The sequence below is a fragment of the Pseudotabrizicola sp. genome, assembly GCF_030656345.1.
Lineage (GTDB): Bacteria > Pseudomonadota > Alphaproteobacteria > Rhodobacterales > Rhodobacteraceae > Pseudotabrizicola.
Genome location: NZ_JAUSNR010000032.1, coordinates 77,070 through 95,387 on the forward strand (window position 1 = coordinate 77,070; position 18,318 = coordinate 95,387).

Below are 18,318 nucleotides of genomic sequence, written 5' to 3' on the forward strand. Positions count from 1 at the left end.
GGACCATTCCATGGTTGGCGTCACCTTCTTTGGCAATTTCGATCTGGCAAGCCTGTCGATCTGGCTGTTCTGGGGCTTTTTCGCCCTGCTGATCTATTACCTGCAAACCGAAAACATGCGCGAAGGCTATCCGCTGGAAACCGAAGATGGTCTGCCCGCACCCAATCAGGGGCCGTTCCCGGTGCCCAAGCCGAAAACCTTCCTGCTGCCCAACGGCAAAGGCAGCGTGACCATGCCCTCGGCGGAAAACGAGATCGCGCACCGCCGCACCGATCTGGCCCTCGCGCGCACCGCCGTGTCGGAAGGCTTCCCCCATGCCCCCACCGGCAACCCGATGCTGGATGGCGTCGGCCCCGCCTCCTGGACCCCGCGCCGGGACGAGCCGGAACTGGATGGCCATGGCCATGCCAAGATCGTGCCGATGGCGCAGGCCAAGGGCTTTGCCGTCAGCGCCGGGCGCGACCCGCGCGGTCTGCCGGTGCAGGCCGCCGATCTGGAGGTTGTGGGCCGGGTCAGCGACCTGTGGGTCGATGCGCCCGAACAGATGGTCCGCTATCTGGAGGTGGAGCTCAACTCCGGCGAACGCCGCCTTATCCCGATGACTCTGGCCCGGATCTGGGCCGACCGGGTGCGCGTGCGCGCCATCACCTCGGACCATTTCGCAGACATCCCGGCAACCAAATCGCTGACCACGGTGACGAAATTGGAGGAGGACAAGATCTCGGCCTATGTCGCCTCGGGCTGGCTTTACGCCACGAACCGCAAGCACGGGTTCTGATCAAAAAGGGGGGCGGCGCGCGCCCGCGCCGCCCCGTCTTAACCCAGCAGATACGGAGGGTTCGAGATGTCGGACCACAATAAGGACTTTGATTTCGAGATAATGCCCGGCGTGCCCGCCGGTCTGCCAAAGGGTGAAGATATCCTGTGGCAGGGCAAGGCGGATGCCATGGCGCTTGCCCGCGAAGCCTACAAGATCAACTGGATCGCAGGCTACATGCTGATCGTCGTGCTCTGGCGCGCGGGCGGGGCCTATGCCGATGGTGGCACAGCCCTGATGCTGGCGACCGGCCTGCCCTATCTGGTGCTGGCAATCGCAGCTTACGGCGTGATCTACCTGCTGGCATGGGCGCAGGCGCGGGCGTCAATCTACACCATCACCACAGCCCGCGTGATCATGCGGATCGGGGCGGCGCTGCCGGTCACCTATACCATCCCCTTTGTCCGCATCGCCACCGCCCGGCTGGACCTGAAACCCGGCGGCACCGGCACCATCGCGATTGAAATCACCGATGGCGCGCGGCTGTCCTATGCGGTGCTGTGGCCGCACCTGCGCCCCGGCTTTGCCAAGGTCACGCAGCCCGCGTTCCGCTGTATTCCGGGTGCGCAGAATGTGGCCCGGCTCTTGGCCGATGCCGCACAGGCCAAGCTCAACGAACCCGTTGTCACCATGGCCCCTACGGGTGCCGTGATGGCCGCCGAATAAGGGGGCGCAGATGGCACAATTCCGTACCCTCGCCGACCGCCCCTCGCCCGAGCGGGAAATGATCCCGCGCGTGCTTTTGTGGGCGATGTTCGCGCTTGCCATGGTCACGTTGACCATCGTCAGCCTGTCGGTCCTGACCAACCACCCGCGCGTGGGTGTTCCGCCAGCCGCTACCGTCGTGCAAGAGCGGTGGCTGGTTCTTGAAGGCAAGTCAGCACAGGCGGTTGTGGTCCGCGATGCTGACGGCACCCTGCTGTTGGATCTGCCGCATGGCGGGTTCATCACCGTGATCCAGTCGGCCATGGCGCGCGCGCGTCTGGTTGCCAAGGTTCAGGGCAATCCGCCGATGCGGGTTGTGCGCTATGACAACGGCCGCCTTGTGGCCGAAGACCCGGCCACGGGGTGGAGCGCAGAGCTCTATGCCTTTGGCGGCGACAACAAAGCCGCGTTCGAACGGCTGCTTGATCAGACACAATAAGGGAACCCGAAAAATGGCATTCTTCAGCAAAACAAAGGAGCAGGTGCCCTGCACCGTCGAGGTCAGTCACCGCTTTGAGGCCCTGCACGCCCATGTCAAATTCAACAACGGCGCCGTGGTCCATCCGGGCGACGAGGTGCTGGTGCATGGCGCGCCGGTGCTGGCCGCTTATGGCGAGCTGATCATCGAGGACCGCATCGCCACCATCACCCGCGCCACATGGCTTGAGCGCCAATGGGTCAAGCTGACCGGCGATCTGGACTTCATGGAGTTGTGCGAGTTTTCCTTCAGCGAGGAGTTGACGGTATGAAAGACGCAAGCATTGAGGCCCGCCACGACTCCACGCACGGCGAATTGCACGCCGAACTGGCCGGCACCTTCGACACCACCGCGATGGCGACCGACGCCACGCTGCTGAACCCGCGCTTCTACACCACCGATTTCGACGAGATGGACCGGATTGATGTCACCCCGGTCCGCGCGGAATGGGATGTGCTGATCGCGCAGATGAAGTCAGACCCGAACAAGGGCCATTTCAAGAAAAACGCCGACTGGGATCACGTCGACTGGGCCGGGATGGAGCCGCATCTGCGTGCCGAATTCATCGACTTTCTGGTCAGTTCCTGCACGGCGGAATTTTCCGGATGTGTGCTCTACAAGGAAATGAAGCGCCGTGGCAACAACCCCGATATCTGCGAGCTGTTCAACTACATGGCCCGCGATGAGGCGCGGCACGCCGGTTTCATCAACGACGCCCTGCGTGAGGCAGGCGTTGCGGTAAACCTCGGCTTTCTGACCAAGGCCAAGAAATACACCTACTTCCGGCCAAAGTTCATCTACTACGCCACATACCTCAGCGAAAAGATCGGCTACGCCCGCTACATCACCATTTTCCGGCATCTGGAGGCGCATCCCGAACAGCGCTTCCACCCGATTTTCAAATGGTTCAAGGAATGGTGCAACGATGAATTCAGCCATGGCGAGGCGTTTGCCCTGCTGATGCGCACCGACCCGAAGCTGACGACAACATGGCAGAACAAGCTGTGGATCAGGTTCTTCCTGACGGCCGTGTATTCCACCATGTGGGTCCGCGACCATGCCCGCAAGGATTTCCATGCGGCTTTGGGGGTGGACATCGACTGGTATGATCAAGAGGTGTTCCGCAAGACCAGCGCCATCGCGCGGCAGGTGTTCCCGGTAGAGCTGGACATCGACCATCCGCGCTGGATTCCGGGCCTGCGCCGCATGAATGCGGCCATGCTGGACATGGAAACCGGGCGCAAACAGGGGGGCCTCAAGGGACGCCTCACCAATGCCTGGGGCACCGCGCGCGCGCTTGCGGCCTTTGTCTCGCTCTACACGATCCCGGTCATCAAGACGACCCCGCCCGCATCGGTGCGGCTGGAGCCGGCGTATTGACCGACACCCATCATATCGCCGCGACAGCGGTGATTGCGGCGGCAGGATGGGCGCGTCCCGCCGCCGCGCGTGGCCCCTCTGGACACAGGGGGGCCACGAATGACTGACCCATGGACCATCACTAACCCATGGATTGCCGCGCTGTCAGCAATTTTTCTGTGGTGGTTTTCCACCGGCATCATCCTGTGGCGCGTGCGCCGGGCCGACAATGCGGGCCATGACGCGCATCTGTGGTCGGTGCTGCTGGGCCTGCCGCTGCTGCTGGGCGGGATCGTCGGGCTGAACGCCACGCTGGCCGATACGTCGGCGCTTGGGGCTTACCTTGCCTTTCTGTCGGCGCTCGCCGTCTGGGCCTGGGTGGAACTGGCCTTTCTGTCGGGCATCATCGCCGGGCCGAACACCGAAGCCTGCCCGCCCGACACCCCCCTGCAAAACCGCTTCTTCCGCGCCATCGGCACCATCCTGTGGCACGAGCTGCTGCTGATCGCCCTGCTGGCCGCGATTGTCATCCTGACCCAGGACGCCGCCAATATCTTTGGGCTGTGGACCTTTGCAATCCTGTTCTTTGCCCGCATTTCCGCCAAGCTGAACCTGTTCTTCGGCGTGCCGCGCATCCATACCGAATTCCTGCCCCGCCCGCTGGCGCATCTGGCCAGCCATTTCCGCCGCGCCCCGATGAACTGGGTGTTCCCGCTGTCCATCACCGCGCTCAGCTACGCGTCCTATTGCTTTCTGGAACGCGCCTACAGCGCAACGGGCACCGGCGCGCTGATCGGCTTTACCCTTCTGTCTGCCCTGACCCTGCTCGCCCTGCTGGAGCATTGGTTCATGGTCATCCCGCTTCCCGACCAGAAGCTCTGGCGCTGGATGCTGCCAGAGCGCAAATCGCAACCGCAGGCGATGCAGACCCTGCACCCGACGTTGAAAGAGAAGACCCATGGACTTTGACGCCCTCTTCACCAGCCATCTGGATATCCTGAAAGCGGAAGGCAATTACCGCGTCTTTGCCGATCTGGAGCGCCGCTGCGGCAATTTCCCCCGCGCCGACAACCACAAGGACGGCGCGTTGCGCGATGTGACCGTGTGGTGTTCCAATGATTATCTGGGTATGGGCCAGAACCCCAAGGTGGTGAACGCGATGGTCGAGGCGGTGCGCGCCTGTGGCACGGGTGCCGGCGGCACCCGCAACATCGGCGGCACCAACCACCACCATATCCTGCTGGAATCCGAACTGGCCGATCTGCATGGCAAGGACGCGGCATTGCTGTTCACCTCGGGCTATGTGTCGAACTGGGCGGCACTTGGCACCCTTGGCGCGCGCATTCCGGGGGCGGTGATCCTGTCGGATGAAAAGAACCATGCGTCGATGATCGAAGGCATCCGCCATTCCCGCGCCGACAAGGTGCTGTGGCGGCACAACGACTGGCGCGATCTGGACCGCAAGCTGCATGCGGTCGGCGACCGGCCCAAGATCGTGGCGTTTGAAAGCGTTTATTCCATGGATGGCGATGTCGCCCCGATCCGCGAGATTGTCGAGGTTTGCGAAGCCCATGGCGCGCTGTCCTACATCGACGAGGTGCACGCCGTCGGCATGTACGGCCCGCGCGGCGGCGGCGTGACCGAGCGCGACGGGCTGGCGCACCGCATCGACCTGATCGAGGGCACGCTGGGCAAGGCCTTTGGCTGCGTCGGCGGCTATATCACCGGATCGGCCCCGCTGGTGGATTTCATCCGCAGCTTTTCATCGGGCTTCATCTTCACCACCGCCCTGCCCCCGGCCGTTGCCGCCGCCGCGACCGCGTCGATCAAGCACCTCAAGGGCTCCGCCGCCGAACGCGATGCGCAGGCCGACCGCGTCTCCCATCTGCGCGCCCGGCTGGACCGGGCCGGCATTCCACATCTGGCCAATGACAGCCACATCATCCCGGTGATGATCGGCGATCCGGTCAAGTGCAAGATGATCAGCGATATCCTGATGAACGACTGGGGCATCTATGTGCAGCCGATCAACTACCCCACCGTGCCCAAGGGCACCGAACGGCTGCGCATCACCCCCGGCCCGCTGCATTCCGACGCCGATATCGACCATCTGGTCACCGCGCTGGCCTCACTGTGGCGGCAATGCGCGCTGGCCCATGCGGTGGCCTGAAACGCGATGCCCCAAACGCCGTGCCCCCGCCTGAGGTTTCATCCGCCCGCAAAAAGATACTCAGCCTTCGCACGCGTGCGTGACTTGCCTTTTACCCAACGGGATGCATGTCTTTCCCATAGAATTCACTTCGGAGGAACCCTGATGAAATTCGCGATATCTGCCCTGACTTTTGCCTCGCTCGCCTTTGCTGCGCCCGCCATGGCCCAGGATGCGACCGGGGATGCCGCAGCCGGTGAACGTGTGTTCAACAAATGCCAGACCTGCCACGTCATCGCCGATGCCGAAGGCACCGTGCTTGGCGGCCGCAATGCCAAGACCGGCCCGAACCTGTATGGCCTGCCGGGCCGCGCTGCCGGCAGCCAGGCCGATTTCAACGGCTACGGCCCCGATCTGGTCGCCCTTGGCACATCCGGATTCACCTGGGACGAAGCCTCGTTCGTGGAATACGTGGCCGACCCGGCCAAATTCCTCAAGACCCGGCTGGACAACAACGGCGCCCGCTCGAAGATGAGCTTCAAGCTGACCAACGCCAAGGAAAAGGCCGATGTCTGGGCCTACATCGCCTCGCTGTCGCCAGCGATGGAACCTGAGGCGGAAGGCGAAGCCGCACCGGCTGCCACCAACTGATCTGCCCTGACTGGCACAGCAAAATGACTGGCACATCAAAATGACCAGTACAGCAAAGGCCCCGGAGCGATCCGGGGCTTTTTGTTTGCGTCCTGCCCGTGCCCGCCAAAGCGCGGCACAAACCTACCCCGCCGCGATCAACCGGCCCAGCCGGCGGATGCCTTCGTCAATCGCCGCCTCGTCCGCGCGCGAAAAGCTCAGGCGGATGGTATTGCCGCCCGACCCGTCGGCAAAGAACGCCCGCCCCGGCACAAAGGCCACGCGTTCGGTTTCCAGCGACCGCGCCAGCAGATCGGCCCCGTCCATGCCTTCGGGCAGGGTGATCCAGACGAACATCCCGCCTTCAGGCTTGGTCCACAGCACCCCCGCAGGCATCTCGCGCGCAAGGGCCGCCAGCATATGGTCGCGCCGCGCGCGGTACACAGCGCGCAGGCCCGCCACATGGGCATCGAAGGACGCCGCCGCCACATCGGCAATCGCCATCTGGTTCAGCGTACTGGAGTGCAGATCCGCCGCCTGCTTCATCAAGACCAGTCGCCCGATCACGGGGCTGGCGGCACAGACCCAACCTACCCGCAGGCCCGGCGCGAGGGTTTTGGAAAACGACCCGCAATAGATCGTCCGGCAGTCCTCGATGCTGCCCTTGCGCGCGATTTCCAGCGCCAGAATAGGCGGCACAGGATCGCCGTCAAAGCGCAGCGCCTGATAGGCGGCATCCTCCACCACCGCCGCCCCCAGCGCTTCGGCCAGATCGAGCACCCGTTCGCGGTCGGCCCGCGCAATCGTCTCGCCGGTGGGGTTGGCGAAATCGACCGACAGATAGGCGAACTTCACCCGCCCCCCGGCTTCTGCCGCCGCGACCTCATATTCCGCAGCACCGCGGTTGTCACGCGGGTCCAGCCGGTCATAGACCGGCTCATAGGCGTTGAACGCCCCCAAAGCCCCCATATAGGTCGGCCAGTTCACCAGCACGGTATCTTTCGGCCCGATCATCAGCTTGCCCAGATAATCCAGCGCCTGCTGCGAGCCTGAGGTGATCAGGATGTTGTCCACCCCACAGGGAATCCCAAGGCCCGCCATATGATCCGCCAGCCACTGGCGCAGCGGCAGATAGCCTTCACTGACCGAGTATTGCAGCGCAGAGTCTGCTTTTCCGGGGGCAAGCGCTGCCGTCAAGGCAGCCTGAAACGCCGCGACAGGAAACAGCGCCGGGTCGGGAATACCGCCCGCGAATGAAATGATGTCGGGCTGATCCAGCAGCTTCAGCAGCTCGCGGATTTCCGATGCCTTCATCCGCCCCATGCGCGGTGCCAGTACCTGTTCCCATTGCATTGCCGATCCCTCCCTGCCCGACACATCCCGGCCAAAATTTGAGCCGGTTCCGCGCTGCACCCTGCCGCGCGGCAACAGGCAAGTCAACGTTGCTGACCAATACCTGCGACACTCGTACCGCTTGCTCCGTCGCAGAACTCAGGTCATGCGTGACCGCATACGCCACGGTCCTGCTGACCCCGCAAAGGAGCCACCATGAAATCCCTGCTCACCGCCGCTTTCGTTCTCTGCGCCGCCCCGGTCTTTGCCGGTGATGCTGCCGTGGGGGAAAAGGAATTCAACAAATGCAAATCCTGCCACGGCCTCACCGCCGCTGACGGCACCGTGGTCGTCAAGGGGGGCAAGACCGGGCCGGACCTGTTCGGCATTGTCGGCAAGCAGGTCGCATCGGACGACAGCTTCAAATACGGCGACGGCATTCTCGCCGTCGGGGCCACCGGCATGGTCTGGGACGAGGCATCGCTTGCCGCCTATATGACCGATCCTGCCGTCTGGCTGAAAGACCAGACCGGCGATGCGGCGGCAAAGTCGAAAATGACCTTCAAGCTGCGCGCCAAGGCCGAGGATGTGGCGGCCTATCTGGCCACCATGCAGTAACCTGCCCGCCGCAGCCCCCCTGCCACCGCCGCGTGGGTGGGGGGCTGCGACATTACAACTTGATCCAGATCAATTTCCCCCGTTGCCGCGACCGGCCCTGAAAGCTATGACAGAGGGTGAATGTCCGACTCCGCAGCCGGACTCACGCACATATCAAATACGGGAGACGCCAATGGCGGACGCAGCCATCCATGGCCACGACCATGATCAGCGCGGGTTCTTCACCCGCTGGTTCATGTCGACCAACCACAAAGACATCGGGATCCTCTATCTGTTCACCGGCGGTATCGTCGGCCTGATCTCGGTCATCTTCACCGTCTACATGCGGATGGAGCTGATGGAGCCGGGGGTGCAGTACATGTGCGCCGAAGGCGCGCGGCTGGTTGCCACCACCACCGACCAGTGCACGCCCAACGGCCACCTTTGGAATGTGCTGATCACGGCGCATGGCATCCTGATGATGTTCTTTGTGGTGATTCCGGCCCTGTTCGGCGGCTTTGGCAACTATTTCATGCCGCTGCAGATCGGCGCGCCGGATATGGCGTTCCCGCGTCTGAACAACCTCAGCTACTGGCTGTTCGTCGCCGGCACCGCGCTGGCTGTGGCTTCGGTCCTGACGCCGGGTGGCAATGGTCAGCTTGGGTCGGGCGTGGGCTGGGTGCTTTACCCGCCGCTGTCCACCAATGAGGGCGGCTATTCGATGGACCTTGCGATCTTCGCGGTCCACCTGTCGGGGGCCTCGTCCATTCTGGGCGCGATCAACATCATCACCACATTCCTGAACATGCGCGCACCGGGCATGACCATGCACAAGGTGCCGCTGTTCGCCTGGTCGATCTTTATCACCGCCTGGCTGATCCTGCTGGCGCTGCCGGTTCTGGCCGGTGCCATCACCATGCTGCTGACCGACCGCAACTTCGGCACCACCTTCTTCCAGCCTGAAGGCGGCGGCGACCCGATCCTGTATCAGCACATCCTGTGGTTTTTCGGCCACCCGGAAGTGTATATCATCGTGCTGCCGGCCTTCGGCATCATCTCTCAGGTGATCTCGACCTTCTCGCGCAAACCGATCTTCGGCTATCTGCCGATGGTCTATGCGATGGTGGCCATCGGGGTGCTGGGCTTTGTCGTCTGGGCGCACCACATGTACACCGTCGGCATGTCGCTGACCCAGCAGTCCTACTTCATGCTGGCCACCATGGTCATTGCGGTGCCCACCGGCATCAAGATCTTTTCCTGGATCGCCACGATGTGGGGCGGCTCTATCGAGTTCAAGACGCCGATGCTCTGGGCCTTCGGCTTCCTGTTCCTGTTCACCGTCGGCGGCGTGACCGGCATCGTGCTGTCGCAGGCCGGCGTCGACCGCGCCTATCACGACACCTATTATGTCGTAGCCCACTTCCACTATGTGATGTCGCTGGGTGCCGTGTTCGGCATTTTCGCGGGCATCTACTTCTGGTTCGGCAAGATGTCGGGCCGGGAATATCCTGAATGGGCTGGCAAGCTGCACTTCTGGGCGATGTTCATCGGTGCCAACCTGACCTTCTTCCCCCAGCACTTCCTGGGCCGTCAGGGCATGCCCCGCCGCTACATCGACTACCCCGAGGCGTTTGCCTACTGGAACTACGTCTCGTCGATCGGGGCCTTCCTGTCCTTTGCCTCCTTCGTGTTCTTCATCGGCATGATCTTCTGGGCAATGAAGTTCGGCAAGCGGATCACCCAGAACAACTACTGGAACGAATACGCCGACACGCTGGAATGGACCCTGACCTCGCCGCCGCCGGAACACACGTTCGAGCAGCTGCCCAAGCGCGAAGACTGGGACAAAGCCCACGGGCATTGAGCAAACCAGACTGAACTCAAGGTCTTGCAGCACTGCAACCAAAGTCAGGCCCCGGGAAACCCCGGGGCCTGATCTGTTTGCAGACCGGGCCACTGCCCGGCGTTCGACAAAGGAACGTGCGGCCCTGCCCGTCCCGCAAGCATCTTTCCCCGACGTGACAGAGCCAAACGCCCCTGCGGTGCCCGGCCCGGCCAGGCCCCGCCCGGCCTGGCGCTCACGCAACCCTGAACGCGGCTGCCTTTGACCTTGCCGCTGATTGCGGCGATACTACGTGCCATGTTTTATCGCACCTCCCTGCCCAACCTGTCGCCGCACCTTGCCGTTCCCGTGGCCCTTCTCCTTGCCGCCTGCATGCCGGTCGCCGCCCCACCGCCGACCGGGCCGCCGGACCCGGCGCGGCTGCACAGCTTTACCGTCGACCGTGCCTTTACCCTGACCGACCCGCGCGAGCTGGACTTCCGTGACCAGATCGCGGCACAGGCGCGGGTCTTCTGCGGCTTTGGCGATTACAGCCTGTATTCCGCGCGCCCGGTCGGACATGAGGTGGTGGCCGAAGATTTCATCTACCGTCAGCATGATGTGCAGATCACCTGCGACAGCTGAGCGTCGGGCCGGGGCTGGACAAGACCTCCGCCCGCCCTAAACTTCGGGGCAGACCATAAGGACCACCGCCCGCCATGCCCTATCAATGGCTTCCCCCCGAACCCGCCACCGATCTGTCCCACACTGACACCAGCCACCTGCGGCTCTGGCCCCACAGGTCGCTGCCGCGCGAAGGGTTTGTCTGGTTCATCGGCGGCACCTCGGCGCTGATCGCGCTGCCGCTGCTGACGGTGCTGGGCTCGCCGGTACTGTGGGGGCTGTTGCCGTTTCTGGTGCTGGCGGTGGCGGGCATCTGGTTTGCCCTGCAGCGCAGCTACCGCGACGCCGAAATTGTCGAAGACCTGACCCTGACCGAAGGGTTGGTCACCCTGACCCGCCAGGGACCGCGCAAACGCCATGCCGAGTGGCAGGCCAACCCGCATTGGGTGCGGGTGGAACTGCATGAAACCGGCGGCCCGGTGCCGCATTACCTGACCCTGCACGGCGGCCCGCGCCCGGTGGAAATCGGCAGCTTTCTGTCAGAAGAAGAACGAGTCAGCCTGTCCGCCGAATTGCGCGCCGCCTTCGCCGGTCACAAGGGCTGACACAAGGGCTGAGCCTCCCACCCGATCGCTTTCGGGTGGAGGGGCTGGCAAAGGCCGCCTACGACAGCCGCGCCTTGACCATCGGACCCACCGCGCCAAAATCCATCTGGCCGGTGTATCTGCCCTTCAGCACCGCCATGACCTTGCCCATGTCGCGGATGCTGGCGGCCCCGGCCTCAGTCACGGCGGCAACGATGGCGGCCTCGACTTCGGCGGCACTCAGCTGGCGGGGCAGGAATTCCTCGATCACCCTGACCTCGGCCAGTTCCTTTTCGGCCAGCTCCAGCCGGCCGCCCTCTTCATAGGCGCGGGCCGATTCCTGGCGTTGCTTCACCATCTTGCCAAGGATGGCCAGAATATCACCCTCGCCCACCTCAACCTCGCCGCCTTCACCGCGCACGGCGATTTCGCGGTCTTTGATGGCGGCGTTGATCAGCCGCAGCGTCGACAGCCGGTCTGCCTCCTTTGCCTTCATCGCTTCTTTCAGGGAAATCTGCAGACGGTCTCGCAAAGACATCGACACGGACATAAGGTTTGCCTTCCTTCAGGGATCGGTGGCGCGCACAATACAGGGGAATGCGGCCAAGGACAACCGGCCACGCTTTTGCCAAGCCGTTGTAATCGCGCGATATTCCTTTTGTGACAAAGCCTTGACCCCGCCCGGCTTCCCCCGTAGGTTCCGCCCAATTTACCGATAGGAGTCGCCGCCATGCCTGCTCAGCAGAAAGCTACCGCCTGCCTTGCTCTGGCCGATGGCACGGTGTTCTACGGCAACGGCTTCGGCGCGGTCGGCGAGACGGTGGCCGAACTGGTGTTCAACACCGCGATGACCGGCTATCAGGAAATCATGACCGACCCCAGCTATGCTGGTCAGGTTGTCACTTTTACCTTCCCCCATATCGGCAATACCGGCGTGACGGATGAAGACGACGAAACCGCCGATCCGGTCGCCGCCGGGATGGTGGTGAAATGGGATGTGACCGAGCCGTCGAACTGGCGTGCGACCGGAGAGCTGACCGACTGGCTGCTGCGCAAGGGCCGCATCGGCATCGGCGGCATCGACACCCGCCGCCTGACCCGCGCCATCCGCCAGCAAGGCGCCCCGCATGTGGCGCTCGCCCATGACCCCGAGGGCAATTTTGACATTGAGGCACTGGTGGCAAAGGCCCGGGCATGGAAAGGGCTTGTCGGCCTCGATCTGGCGAAAGACGTGTCCTGCGTACAGTCCTACCGCTGGGATGAACAACGCTGGGCCTGGCCCGAAGGGTACACGAAGCGGGAAGGCGACGGCCTGCGCGTGGTCGCCATCGACTATGGCGCAAAGCGTAACATTCTGCGCTGCCTTGCAAGTGCCGGCTGCGATGTCACCGTCCTGCCCGCCTCTGCCACCGCCGAAGACGTGCTGGCCCTGAACCCCGAAGGCGTGTTCCTGTCCAACGGTCCCGGCGATCCGGAGGCCACCGGCACCTATGCGGTGCCGATGATTCAGGGCGTGCTGGCGCAGGACGTTCCGGTGTTCGGCATCTGTCTTGGGCACCAGATGCTGGCCCTCGCCCTTGGGGCAAAAACCGTCAAGATGAACCACGGCCATCACGGTGCCAACCACCCGGTCAAGGATCTGACCACCGGCAAGGTGGAAATCACATCGATGAACCACGGCTTCACGGTTGACAGCCAGACCCTGCCGCGCGGCGTAAGCGAGACCCATGTCTCGCTGTTTGACGGGTCGAACTGCGGTATCGCGCTGACCGGCAAGCCGGTGTTTTCGGTGCAATACCACCCCGAGGCCAGCCCCGGCCCGCAGGACAGCTATTACCTGTTCGAACGCTTCGCCCGCGAAATGCAGGCGCGCCGCACGGCGTAGCGCCCCGGGCAACAGGGCTGCGGGCGGCGCTGATCGCCCGCAATTCCGTGTTGGCTTAACCGTGGCGGCTTAACCCGGATTTAACCAAGTTCAGAGACCTTTGGATCAGGCATTCAAAGGTCCGCGCCATTGTCTCAACTGCTTTTGCCATCCGCTGTCGCCCCGGTCCCGGTGCCGGGTTTTGCGCCCCCGCGCAAGGCCGATACTTTGGGCGTCGCGCTGTTGCGCGACGGGCTGGTGCATGGCGACGCGCTGGTCACGGCACTGGCACAGCAGACCCGACTGCGCGGGCGGGTGACCGATATCGTGCTGTCGCGCGCCGCCCTGCCGCCTGACCAGATGTATGCAGCCCTTGCCGCGCATTGGGAAACCTCGGTGATCGACCCGGTGCAGGACCCGCCGGACCTGCATCTGATCGACCGTCTGGGCGCCGGGGCCTGCCTGCGAAAATCGATGCTGCCCTGGCGCAATGTCGGCGGCGCCACCGTCATCGCCACGGCAGAACCGGAAGATTTCGACAAGCACCTCGACCACCTGACCGCCCTGTTCGGCCCGGTGGCGATGGCGATCACCTCCCTCTCGGCCGTGCAACACACGGTGTTGGCCCTGCGCGGCGATCAGCTGGTGCAGGCGGCCGAAACCCGGGTCGCCGCTGCCGAAAGCTGCCGCACCCTTGGCGGCGCGCGCCTGCTGCTGCCGGTTCTGGCCTTGCTGGGGCTGGCGGTGGCGCTGTCGCTGGTCTGGCCGCTGGCAATGCTGTGGCTGCTGACGGGGTGGACCTTCCTGACCCTGCTGGCCTCGACCCTGCTCAAGGCCGGGGCCGGGCTGGCCTCTGGCCTGCGCCCGCCCCCCGCGCCGCCGCCCGCGCTGATCGCACGGCTGCCCACCGTCTCGGTCATCGTGGCGCTGTTCGGCGAAAGCGATATCGCCCCCCGTCTTGTGCGCCGTCTGGGCAAGCTCGACTATCCGCGCGAACGGCTTGATATCGTGCTGGTGACCGAAGCCGATGATCACATGACCCGCGCCGCCCTGGCCGAGGCTGATCTGCCGCCCTGGATGCGCATCGTGGTGGTGCCGGATGGCCAGATCAGAACCAAACCCCGCGCGCTGAACTTTGCGCTCGACCATTGTCGCGGGTCAATCATCGGGGTCTATGATGCCGAAGATGCGCCCGAACCCGACCAGATCCGCCGCATCGTCCAGCACTTTTACCAGCGCGGGCCAGAGGTTGCCTGCCTGCAAGGGGTGCTCGATTTCTACAACCCCACCACCAACTGGCTGTCGCGCTGCTTTACGCTCGAATATGCCACCTGGTTCCGCATCATCCTGCCGGGGCTGCAACGGCTTGGCCTGCCGATTCCGCTGGGCGGCACCACGCTGTTCTTCCGCCGCGCCGCACTGGAAAGCCTGGGCGGCTGGGACGCGCATAACGTGACCGAAGACGCCGATCTGGGCATCCGGCTCTGTCGCCACGGCTACCGCACCGAACTGATCCGCACCGTCACGGCGGAGGAGGCGAACTGCCGCCCCCTGCCCTGGGTCCGGCAACGGTCACGCTGGATCAAGGGCTATATGATGACATGGGCCACCCATATGCGCGACCCGGGCCTGTTGTGGCGCCAGCTGGGGCCGTGGAAATTCGCGGGCTTTCAGGTGCTGTTCCTGTGCACCCTGTCGCAATTCGTGCTGATCCCGGTGCTGTGGTCGTTCTGGCTGCCATGGCTCGGCCTGCCCCACCCGATTGCCGACGCGCTGCCGCCGATGGTCACCATCGGCCTGATCGGGCTGTTGTTGCTGACAGAGGTGGTGAACCTGACGCTGCACCTGACCGCGCTGCACCTGTCGGGCCACCGCTTCAGCCGCTGGTGGGTGCTGATGATGCACCTGTATTTCCCGCTGGGCGCACTGGCCTCGTACAAGGCCGCGTGGGAGGTGCTGCGCAAACCCTTCTTCTGGGACAAGACCGCGCATGGCCATTTCGACCCGCGCGATGGCTAGGGTTTTGTGGCCTGCCGCCGCAGGGGTGTCCCATGCGTTCCAATGCAACGGCGAAGCGGGGGCTGCACGCGCCCGCCGCGCGGCAGGGCCTATTCCTTCAGCCGCAATTCCCCGGCATCCACCCGCAGCCGCGTCTCGAACGCGCGGCTGATATGCACCCGCAGCGCCTCATAGGCCGCGTCGCCATCGCGCGCCTCGATTGCGGTGACGATCCGGTCATGTTCGCTCAGCGCCACTTCGCTGCGGCCCTCGGCCGCCAGCGAGGTATTGGCCATCAGCGCCATCGAGCGATGCACAAGGTCAAGCTGCTGCACCAGAAAACGGTTGTGGCTGGCCAGATGGATCTGCCGGTGAAACCGCTTGTTGGCCCGGCTCATCGCCCGCGCATCGGCGCTCAGCAGTCGGTGGTCATCATCGACCATGCCGCGCAGCACCCGGATTTCCTCATCCGTGGCGTGCCGCGCCGCCAGCCGTGCCGCAAGCCCCTCCAGCTCGCTGCGCACCGCATACAGTTCGGCCAGCTGATTGTGGTCCAGACTGGCCACGATCAGGCTGCGCCCGTCGCGCGTCAGCATCGCCTGCGTCTCCAGTCGCTGCAACGCCTCGCGCACCGGGGTCCGGCTGACCCCCAGCCGCTCGGCCAGCTCTGATTCCACCAGACGGTCGCCGGGTTTGTACAAACCCGCCTCGATCGCCTCCAGGATCAGCGTATAGGCATCCTTTTGCACCGCCACGTCCCTGTTACTCCTGTCCCCAAGGGGTTAAGCTACAGCTCTGCCCCGGGCTTTGGCAAGCAAGCATGGCGCGGCACCCTGCGCGGGCGGCAGGAGCGCGCGGCGCGGGAGTATTTCAGAAAGGTGCAACGCACAGGGAAGGACGAGACTTGAAGCCACAGGGGCAGCGGGCTAGAACCTGCCCATGGTCCGCAACAGCTTTTCCCATGTCGACACCTGGGTCTTTGACCTCGACAACACGCTTTACCCGCCGCAGATGCGGTTGTTCGACCAGATCGAGGTGCGGATGACCAATTGGGTGATGCGCGAACTGGGGGTGGACCAAAGCCGCGCCAACCATCTGCGCGGGCATTACTGGCAACTTTACGGCACCACGCTGGCCGGGCTGATGCGCGAACATGACATCGACCCGGTGGGGTATCTCTCCGATGTGCATGACATCGACTTTTCGGTGCTGCAGCCCGATGCGCAGCTGGCGGGCCGGATCGGCGCGCTGCCCGGCCGCCGCATCGTCTTTACTAACGGCGATGCGCCTTATGCCGGGAAGGTGCTGGCGGCGCGCGGGCTGTCGGGCCTGTTCGACGCGGTCTACGGCGTGGAGCATGCGGGCTATCTGCCCAAGCCCGAGGCAGGTGCCTTCCAGACCGTGTTCGCGCTGGACGGGCTGAACCCGAAGACCGCCGCGATGTTCGAGGATGACCCGCGCAATCTGGCCGTACCCCATGCCATGGGCCTGCGCACTGTCCACATCGCCCCCGCACCTGAACCCGCGCCGCACATCCACCATCACGCGGACGACCTGTCGACGTTTCTGGCCCTGCTGACGCAGGACTGACCTGCGGAGCGAGCCAAATGCTGCATTCCGATGCAGCAGAATGCTGCATTGGGGTGCAGCGGGAATGCTGCATCTTGGATGCAGCAGAATGCTGCATCCAAGATGCGTCATTTCGCGCGTGGCCTGCGGGGACCGTCGGGGCTATTCTGCCCGAAGGTTAGTAAAGGCTTCCGCATGACCCAGACCACCCCCTCTGCACAGCGCCTGCCGCTCGGTCAGCGCATCCTGTATGGCATTCCCCTGATCGGCCGCATCGCGCGTGAGGTGGCGCAGGACGTGAACAACGTCTTCTACCTGCTGGTCGTGGTGATCACGCTGGAAATTCTGGCCTTCCTGACCTGGGGTCCGGTGGTCTTTACCCTGACCGCCCTCATGCTCGTGCCGTTGATGTTCCTGTTCTTCATCACCATCAGCTGGCCCGGCCGGTCGCGCCCCAAAGGCTGAGCACGCGGCAACGGCCCGGCAACCTGCGCAAAGCCGCCACCGGGGCAGATTGCCGCTTCGACTTCCCCGCCGCAGGGTCTATCTTGGCCATGACAGGAGGGGCCCATGACCCGCACATCCACCGATATTCTGATCTCTGGCGGCGGTGTCGCCGGGCTGAGCGCTGCCGCTGCCTTTGGCACCGCCGGTTTCAACGTGATCTGCGTCGATCCCAGCCCCCCCGTCACCTCTGACACGGCAGAGGGGGCCGATCTGCGCAGCACGGCCTTTCTGCACCCGTCGATCCCGGTGTTGCAGGACGCCGGGCTCTGGGCGCGGCTGGAACCCCACGCCGCCGCCCTGCAGGTGATGCGGATCATCGACGCAGGCGGCGCGGTTGCCGAGCCCCGACTGACACGCGACTTCAACGCCGCCGAACTCTCAGACCTGCCGTTTGGCTGGAACCTGCCGAACTGGCTGTTGCGGCGTGAAATGGTGGCCCGGCTGGCCGAGCTGCCGAACGTCGATTTCCGCCCCGGCGTCGCCACATCGCGGCTGATGACGCGCGAGAGCGAGGCACTGGTTGCCCTGTCGGATGGCGCGCAGATCCGCGCCCGCATGGTGATCGGGGCTGACGGGCGCGACTCGCCCGTGCGTCAGGCGCTTGGCATCCCGGTCAGAACCCTGCGCTACGGGCAAAAGGCGCTGGCCTTTGCGGTGTCACATCCGGTGCCGCATGACAATGTCTCGACCGAGATCCACCGCTCTGGCGGGCCGTTCACGCTGGTGCCCTTGCCCGACCGCGAAAGCAAGCCGCGCTCGGCCGTGGTCTGGATGGATACCGGGCCCGCGGTTGCCCGGCTGCAAGCCTTGGCCGTCGCGGATTTTGAGGCTGAAATGAACGCCCGCTCCTGCCATATCCTCGGCCCGCTGACGCTGGACAGCCGGCTGACGGTCTGGCCGATCATCGCCCAGATCGCCAGCCGCATGGCGGGCGAACGCTGCGCCCTGATGGCCGAGGCCGCGCATGTGGTGCCGCCCATCGGCGCGCAGGGGCTGAACATGAGCCTTGCCGATCTGACCGTGCTGCTGGATCTGGCCCGCGCCGCGCCGGATGATATCGGATCAGCACGGATGCTCGACGCCTATCACCGCAAACGCCACTGGGAGGTGCAGGCCCGCGTCAGTGGCATCGACGCGCTCAACCGCGCCTCGATGATGGGGGCGCAGCCGCTGCGCGACCTGCGGGCAACCGCGCTGAACGCGCTGTATTCGGCGGCGCCCGTCAGGCGGGTGCTGATGAAAGCCGGGCTTGGCCTGCGCTGACCCGAATTTTCTGCGCAAAT

General features: G+C 64.4%; 20 protein-coding genes. 17 read left to right on the top strand and 3 right to left on the bottom strand.

The annotated features are described in order from the left end of the window. The first annotated feature begins 10 nt into the window (after positions 1 to 10). From puhA to Q7J44_RS18280, 8 genes are all read left to right on the top strand, one after another. Positions 11 to 778, top strand: coding sequence for a photosynthetic reaction center subunit H (gene puhA, locus Q7J44_RS18245; RefSeq protein WP_304882363.1), 768 nt, complete (start codon positions 11 to 13; stop codon positions 776 to 778). A 66-nt stretch (positions 779 to 844) separates the two neighbouring features. Next, on the top strand, positions 845 to 1,483 hold the full coding sequence (gene puhB, locus Q7J44_RS18250; RefSeq protein ID WP_304882365.1) for a photosynthetic complex putative assembly protein PuhB: 639 nt from the start codon (positions 845 to 847) through the stop codon (positions 1,481 to 1,483). A 10-nt stretch (positions 1,484 to 1,493) separates the two neighbouring features. Next, positions 1,494 to 1,961 (top strand): photosynthetic complex assembly protein PuhC, encoded by a 468-nt coding sequence (gene puhC / locus Q7J44_RS18255; RefSeq protein WP_304882366.1) that lies wholly within the window; start codon positions 1,494 to 1,496, stop codon positions 1,959 to 1,961. A 13-nt stretch (positions 1,962 to 1,974) separates the two neighbouring features. Further along, entirely contained in the window at positions 1,975 to 2,271 is a 297-nt protein-coding gene (locus tag Q7J44_RS18260; protein ID WP_304882369.1) for a hypothetical protein, read from the top strand. Further along, on the top strand, positions 2,268 to 3,380 hold the full coding sequence (acsF, locus tag Q7J44_RS18265; protein ID WP_370693037.1) for a magnesium-protoporphyrin IX monomethyl ester (oxidative) cyclase: 1,113 nt from the start codon (positions 2,268 to 2,270) through the stop codon (positions 3,378 to 3,380). The genes Q7J44_RS18260 and acsF overlap by 4 nt, the downstream gene beginning before the upstream one ends. 99 nt (positions 3,381 to 3,479) lie before the next feature. Beyond that, positions 3,480 to 4,328 (top strand): putative photosynthetic complex assembly protein PuhE, encoded by an 849-nt coding sequence (puhE, locus tag Q7J44_RS18270; RefSeq protein WP_304882371.1) that lies wholly within the window; start codon positions 3,480 to 3,482, stop codon positions 4,326 to 4,328. Next, the gene (gene hemA, locus Q7J44_RS18275; protein ID WP_304882373.1) at positions 4,318 to 5,529 is read left to right on the top strand and encodes a 5-aminolevulinate synthase; all 1,212 of its coding nucleotides are present in this window, start codon (positions 4,318 to 4,320) and stop codon (positions 5,527 to 5,529) included. Before puhE ends, hemA begins: the two co-directional genes overlap by 11 nt. Before the next feature lie 144 nt (positions 5,530 to 5,673). Then, positions 5,674 to 6,159 (top strand): cytochrome c family protein, encoded by a 486-nt coding sequence (locus Q7J44_RS18280; RefSeq protein WP_304882375.1) that lies wholly within the window; start codon positions 5,674 to 5,676, stop codon positions 6,157 to 6,159. A gap of 123 nt (positions 6,160 to 6,282) precedes the next feature. Here Q7J44_RS18280 and Q7J44_RS18285 read toward each other — a convergent pair whose 3' ends face one another. Further along, positions 6,283 to 7,491: a PLP-dependent aminotransferase family protein gene (locus Q7J44_RS18285; protein ID WP_304882377.1), complete on the bottom strand. Its 1,209-nt coding sequence runs from the start codon at positions 7,489 to 7,491 to the stop codon at positions 6,283 to 6,285. 195 nt (positions 7,492 to 7,686) lie between these two features. On the opposite strand from Q7J44_RS18285, the gene Q7J44_RS18290 reads away from it, so the two are divergent. The 4 genes from Q7J44_RS18290 to Q7J44_RS18305 all read left to right on the top strand — a co-directional run bounded on the left by Q7J44_RS18290 (position 7,687) and on the right by Q7J44_RS18305 (position 11,118). After that, positions 7,687 to 8,088, top strand: coding sequence for a cytochrome c family protein (locus Q7J44_RS18290; protein ID WP_304882378.1), 402 nt, complete (start codon positions 7,687 to 7,689; stop codon positions 8,086 to 8,088). Between the two features lie 172 nt (positions 8,089 to 8,260). After that, on the top strand, positions 8,261 to 9,931 hold the full coding sequence (gene ctaD, locus Q7J44_RS18295; RefSeq protein WP_304882379.1) for a cytochrome c oxidase subunit I: 1,671 nt from the start codon (positions 8,261 to 8,263) through the stop codon (positions 9,929 to 9,931). Positions 9,932 to 10,207: 276 nt separating this feature from the next. Continuing rightward, a complete protein-coding gene (locus Q7J44_RS18300) occupies positions 10,208 to 10,534 on the top strand; it encodes a hypothetical protein (RefSeq protein WP_304882381.1) in 327 nt (108 codons plus the stop codon). Between the two features lie 74 nt (positions 10,535 to 10,608). Beyond that, positions 10,609 to 11,118: a DUF2244 domain-containing protein gene (locus Q7J44_RS18305; RefSeq protein ID WP_304882383.1), complete on the top strand. Its 510-nt coding sequence runs from the start codon at positions 10,609 to 10,611 to the stop codon at positions 11,116 to 11,118. Between the two features lie 58 nt (positions 11,119 to 11,176). Here the strand turns inward: Q7J44_RS18305 and Q7J44_RS18310 are convergent, their stop codons facing one another. After that, positions 11,177 to 11,635 (bottom strand): GatB/YqeY domain-containing protein, encoded by a 459-nt coding sequence (locus tag Q7J44_RS18310; RefSeq protein ID WP_304882573.1) that lies wholly within the window; start codon positions 11,633 to 11,635, stop codon positions 11,177 to 11,179. Between the two features lie 192 nt (positions 11,636 to 11,827). Between Q7J44_RS18310 and carA the strand changes: the two genes are divergently transcribed. Together carA and Q7J44_RS18320 are read left to right on the top strand one after the other, a co-directional pair. Next, the gene (gene carA / locus Q7J44_RS18315; RefSeq protein WP_304882385.1) at positions 11,828 to 12,982 is read left to right on the top strand and encodes a glutamine-hydrolyzing carbamoyl-phosphate synthase small subunit; all 1,155 of its coding nucleotides are present in this window, start codon (positions 11,828 to 11,830) and stop codon (positions 12,980 to 12,982) included. Positions 12,983 to 13,111: 129 nt separating this feature from the next. Next, a complete protein-coding gene (locus tag Q7J44_RS18320) occupies positions 13,112 to 14,980 on the top strand; it encodes a glycosyltransferase (protein ID WP_304882387.1) in 1,869 nt (622 codons plus the stop codon). An 89-nt stretch (positions 14,981 to 15,069) separates the two neighbouring features. On the opposite strand, the gene Q7J44_RS18325 is transcribed toward Q7J44_RS18320, so the two are convergent. Next, the gene (locus tag Q7J44_RS18325; RefSeq protein ID WP_304882575.1) at positions 15,070 to 15,708 is read right to left on the bottom strand and encodes a GntR family transcriptional regulator; all 639 of its coding nucleotides are present in this window, start codon (positions 15,706 to 15,708) and stop codon (positions 15,070 to 15,072) included. Positions 15,709 to 15,898: 190 nt separating this feature from the next. Here Q7J44_RS18325 and Q7J44_RS18330 point away from each other — a divergent pair, with 190 nt between their 5' ends. From Q7J44_RS18330 to Q7J44_RS18340, 3 genes are all read left to right on the top strand, one after another. Next, positions 15,899 to 16,549 carry a pyrimidine 5'-nucleotidase gene (locus tag Q7J44_RS18330; protein WP_304882389.1) on the top strand — a complete coding sequence of 217 codons (651 nt, stop codon included), beginning with the start codon at positions 15,899 to 15,901 and terminating at the stop codon, positions 16,547 to 16,549. Positions 16,550 to 16,723: 174 nt separating this feature from the next. After that, positions 16,724 to 16,993, top strand: a complete 270-nt coding sequence (locus tag Q7J44_RS18335; RefSeq protein WP_304882391.1) for a hypothetical protein — start codon at positions 16,724 to 16,726, stop codon at positions 16,991 to 16,993. A gap of 105 nt (positions 16,994 to 17,098) precedes the next feature. Next, a complete protein-coding gene (locus Q7J44_RS18340; protein WP_304882393.1) occupies positions 17,099 to 18,298 on the top strand; it encodes a UbiH/UbiF family hydroxylase in 1,200 nt (399 codons plus the stop codon). Positions 18,299 to 18,318: the final 20 nt, after the last annotated feature.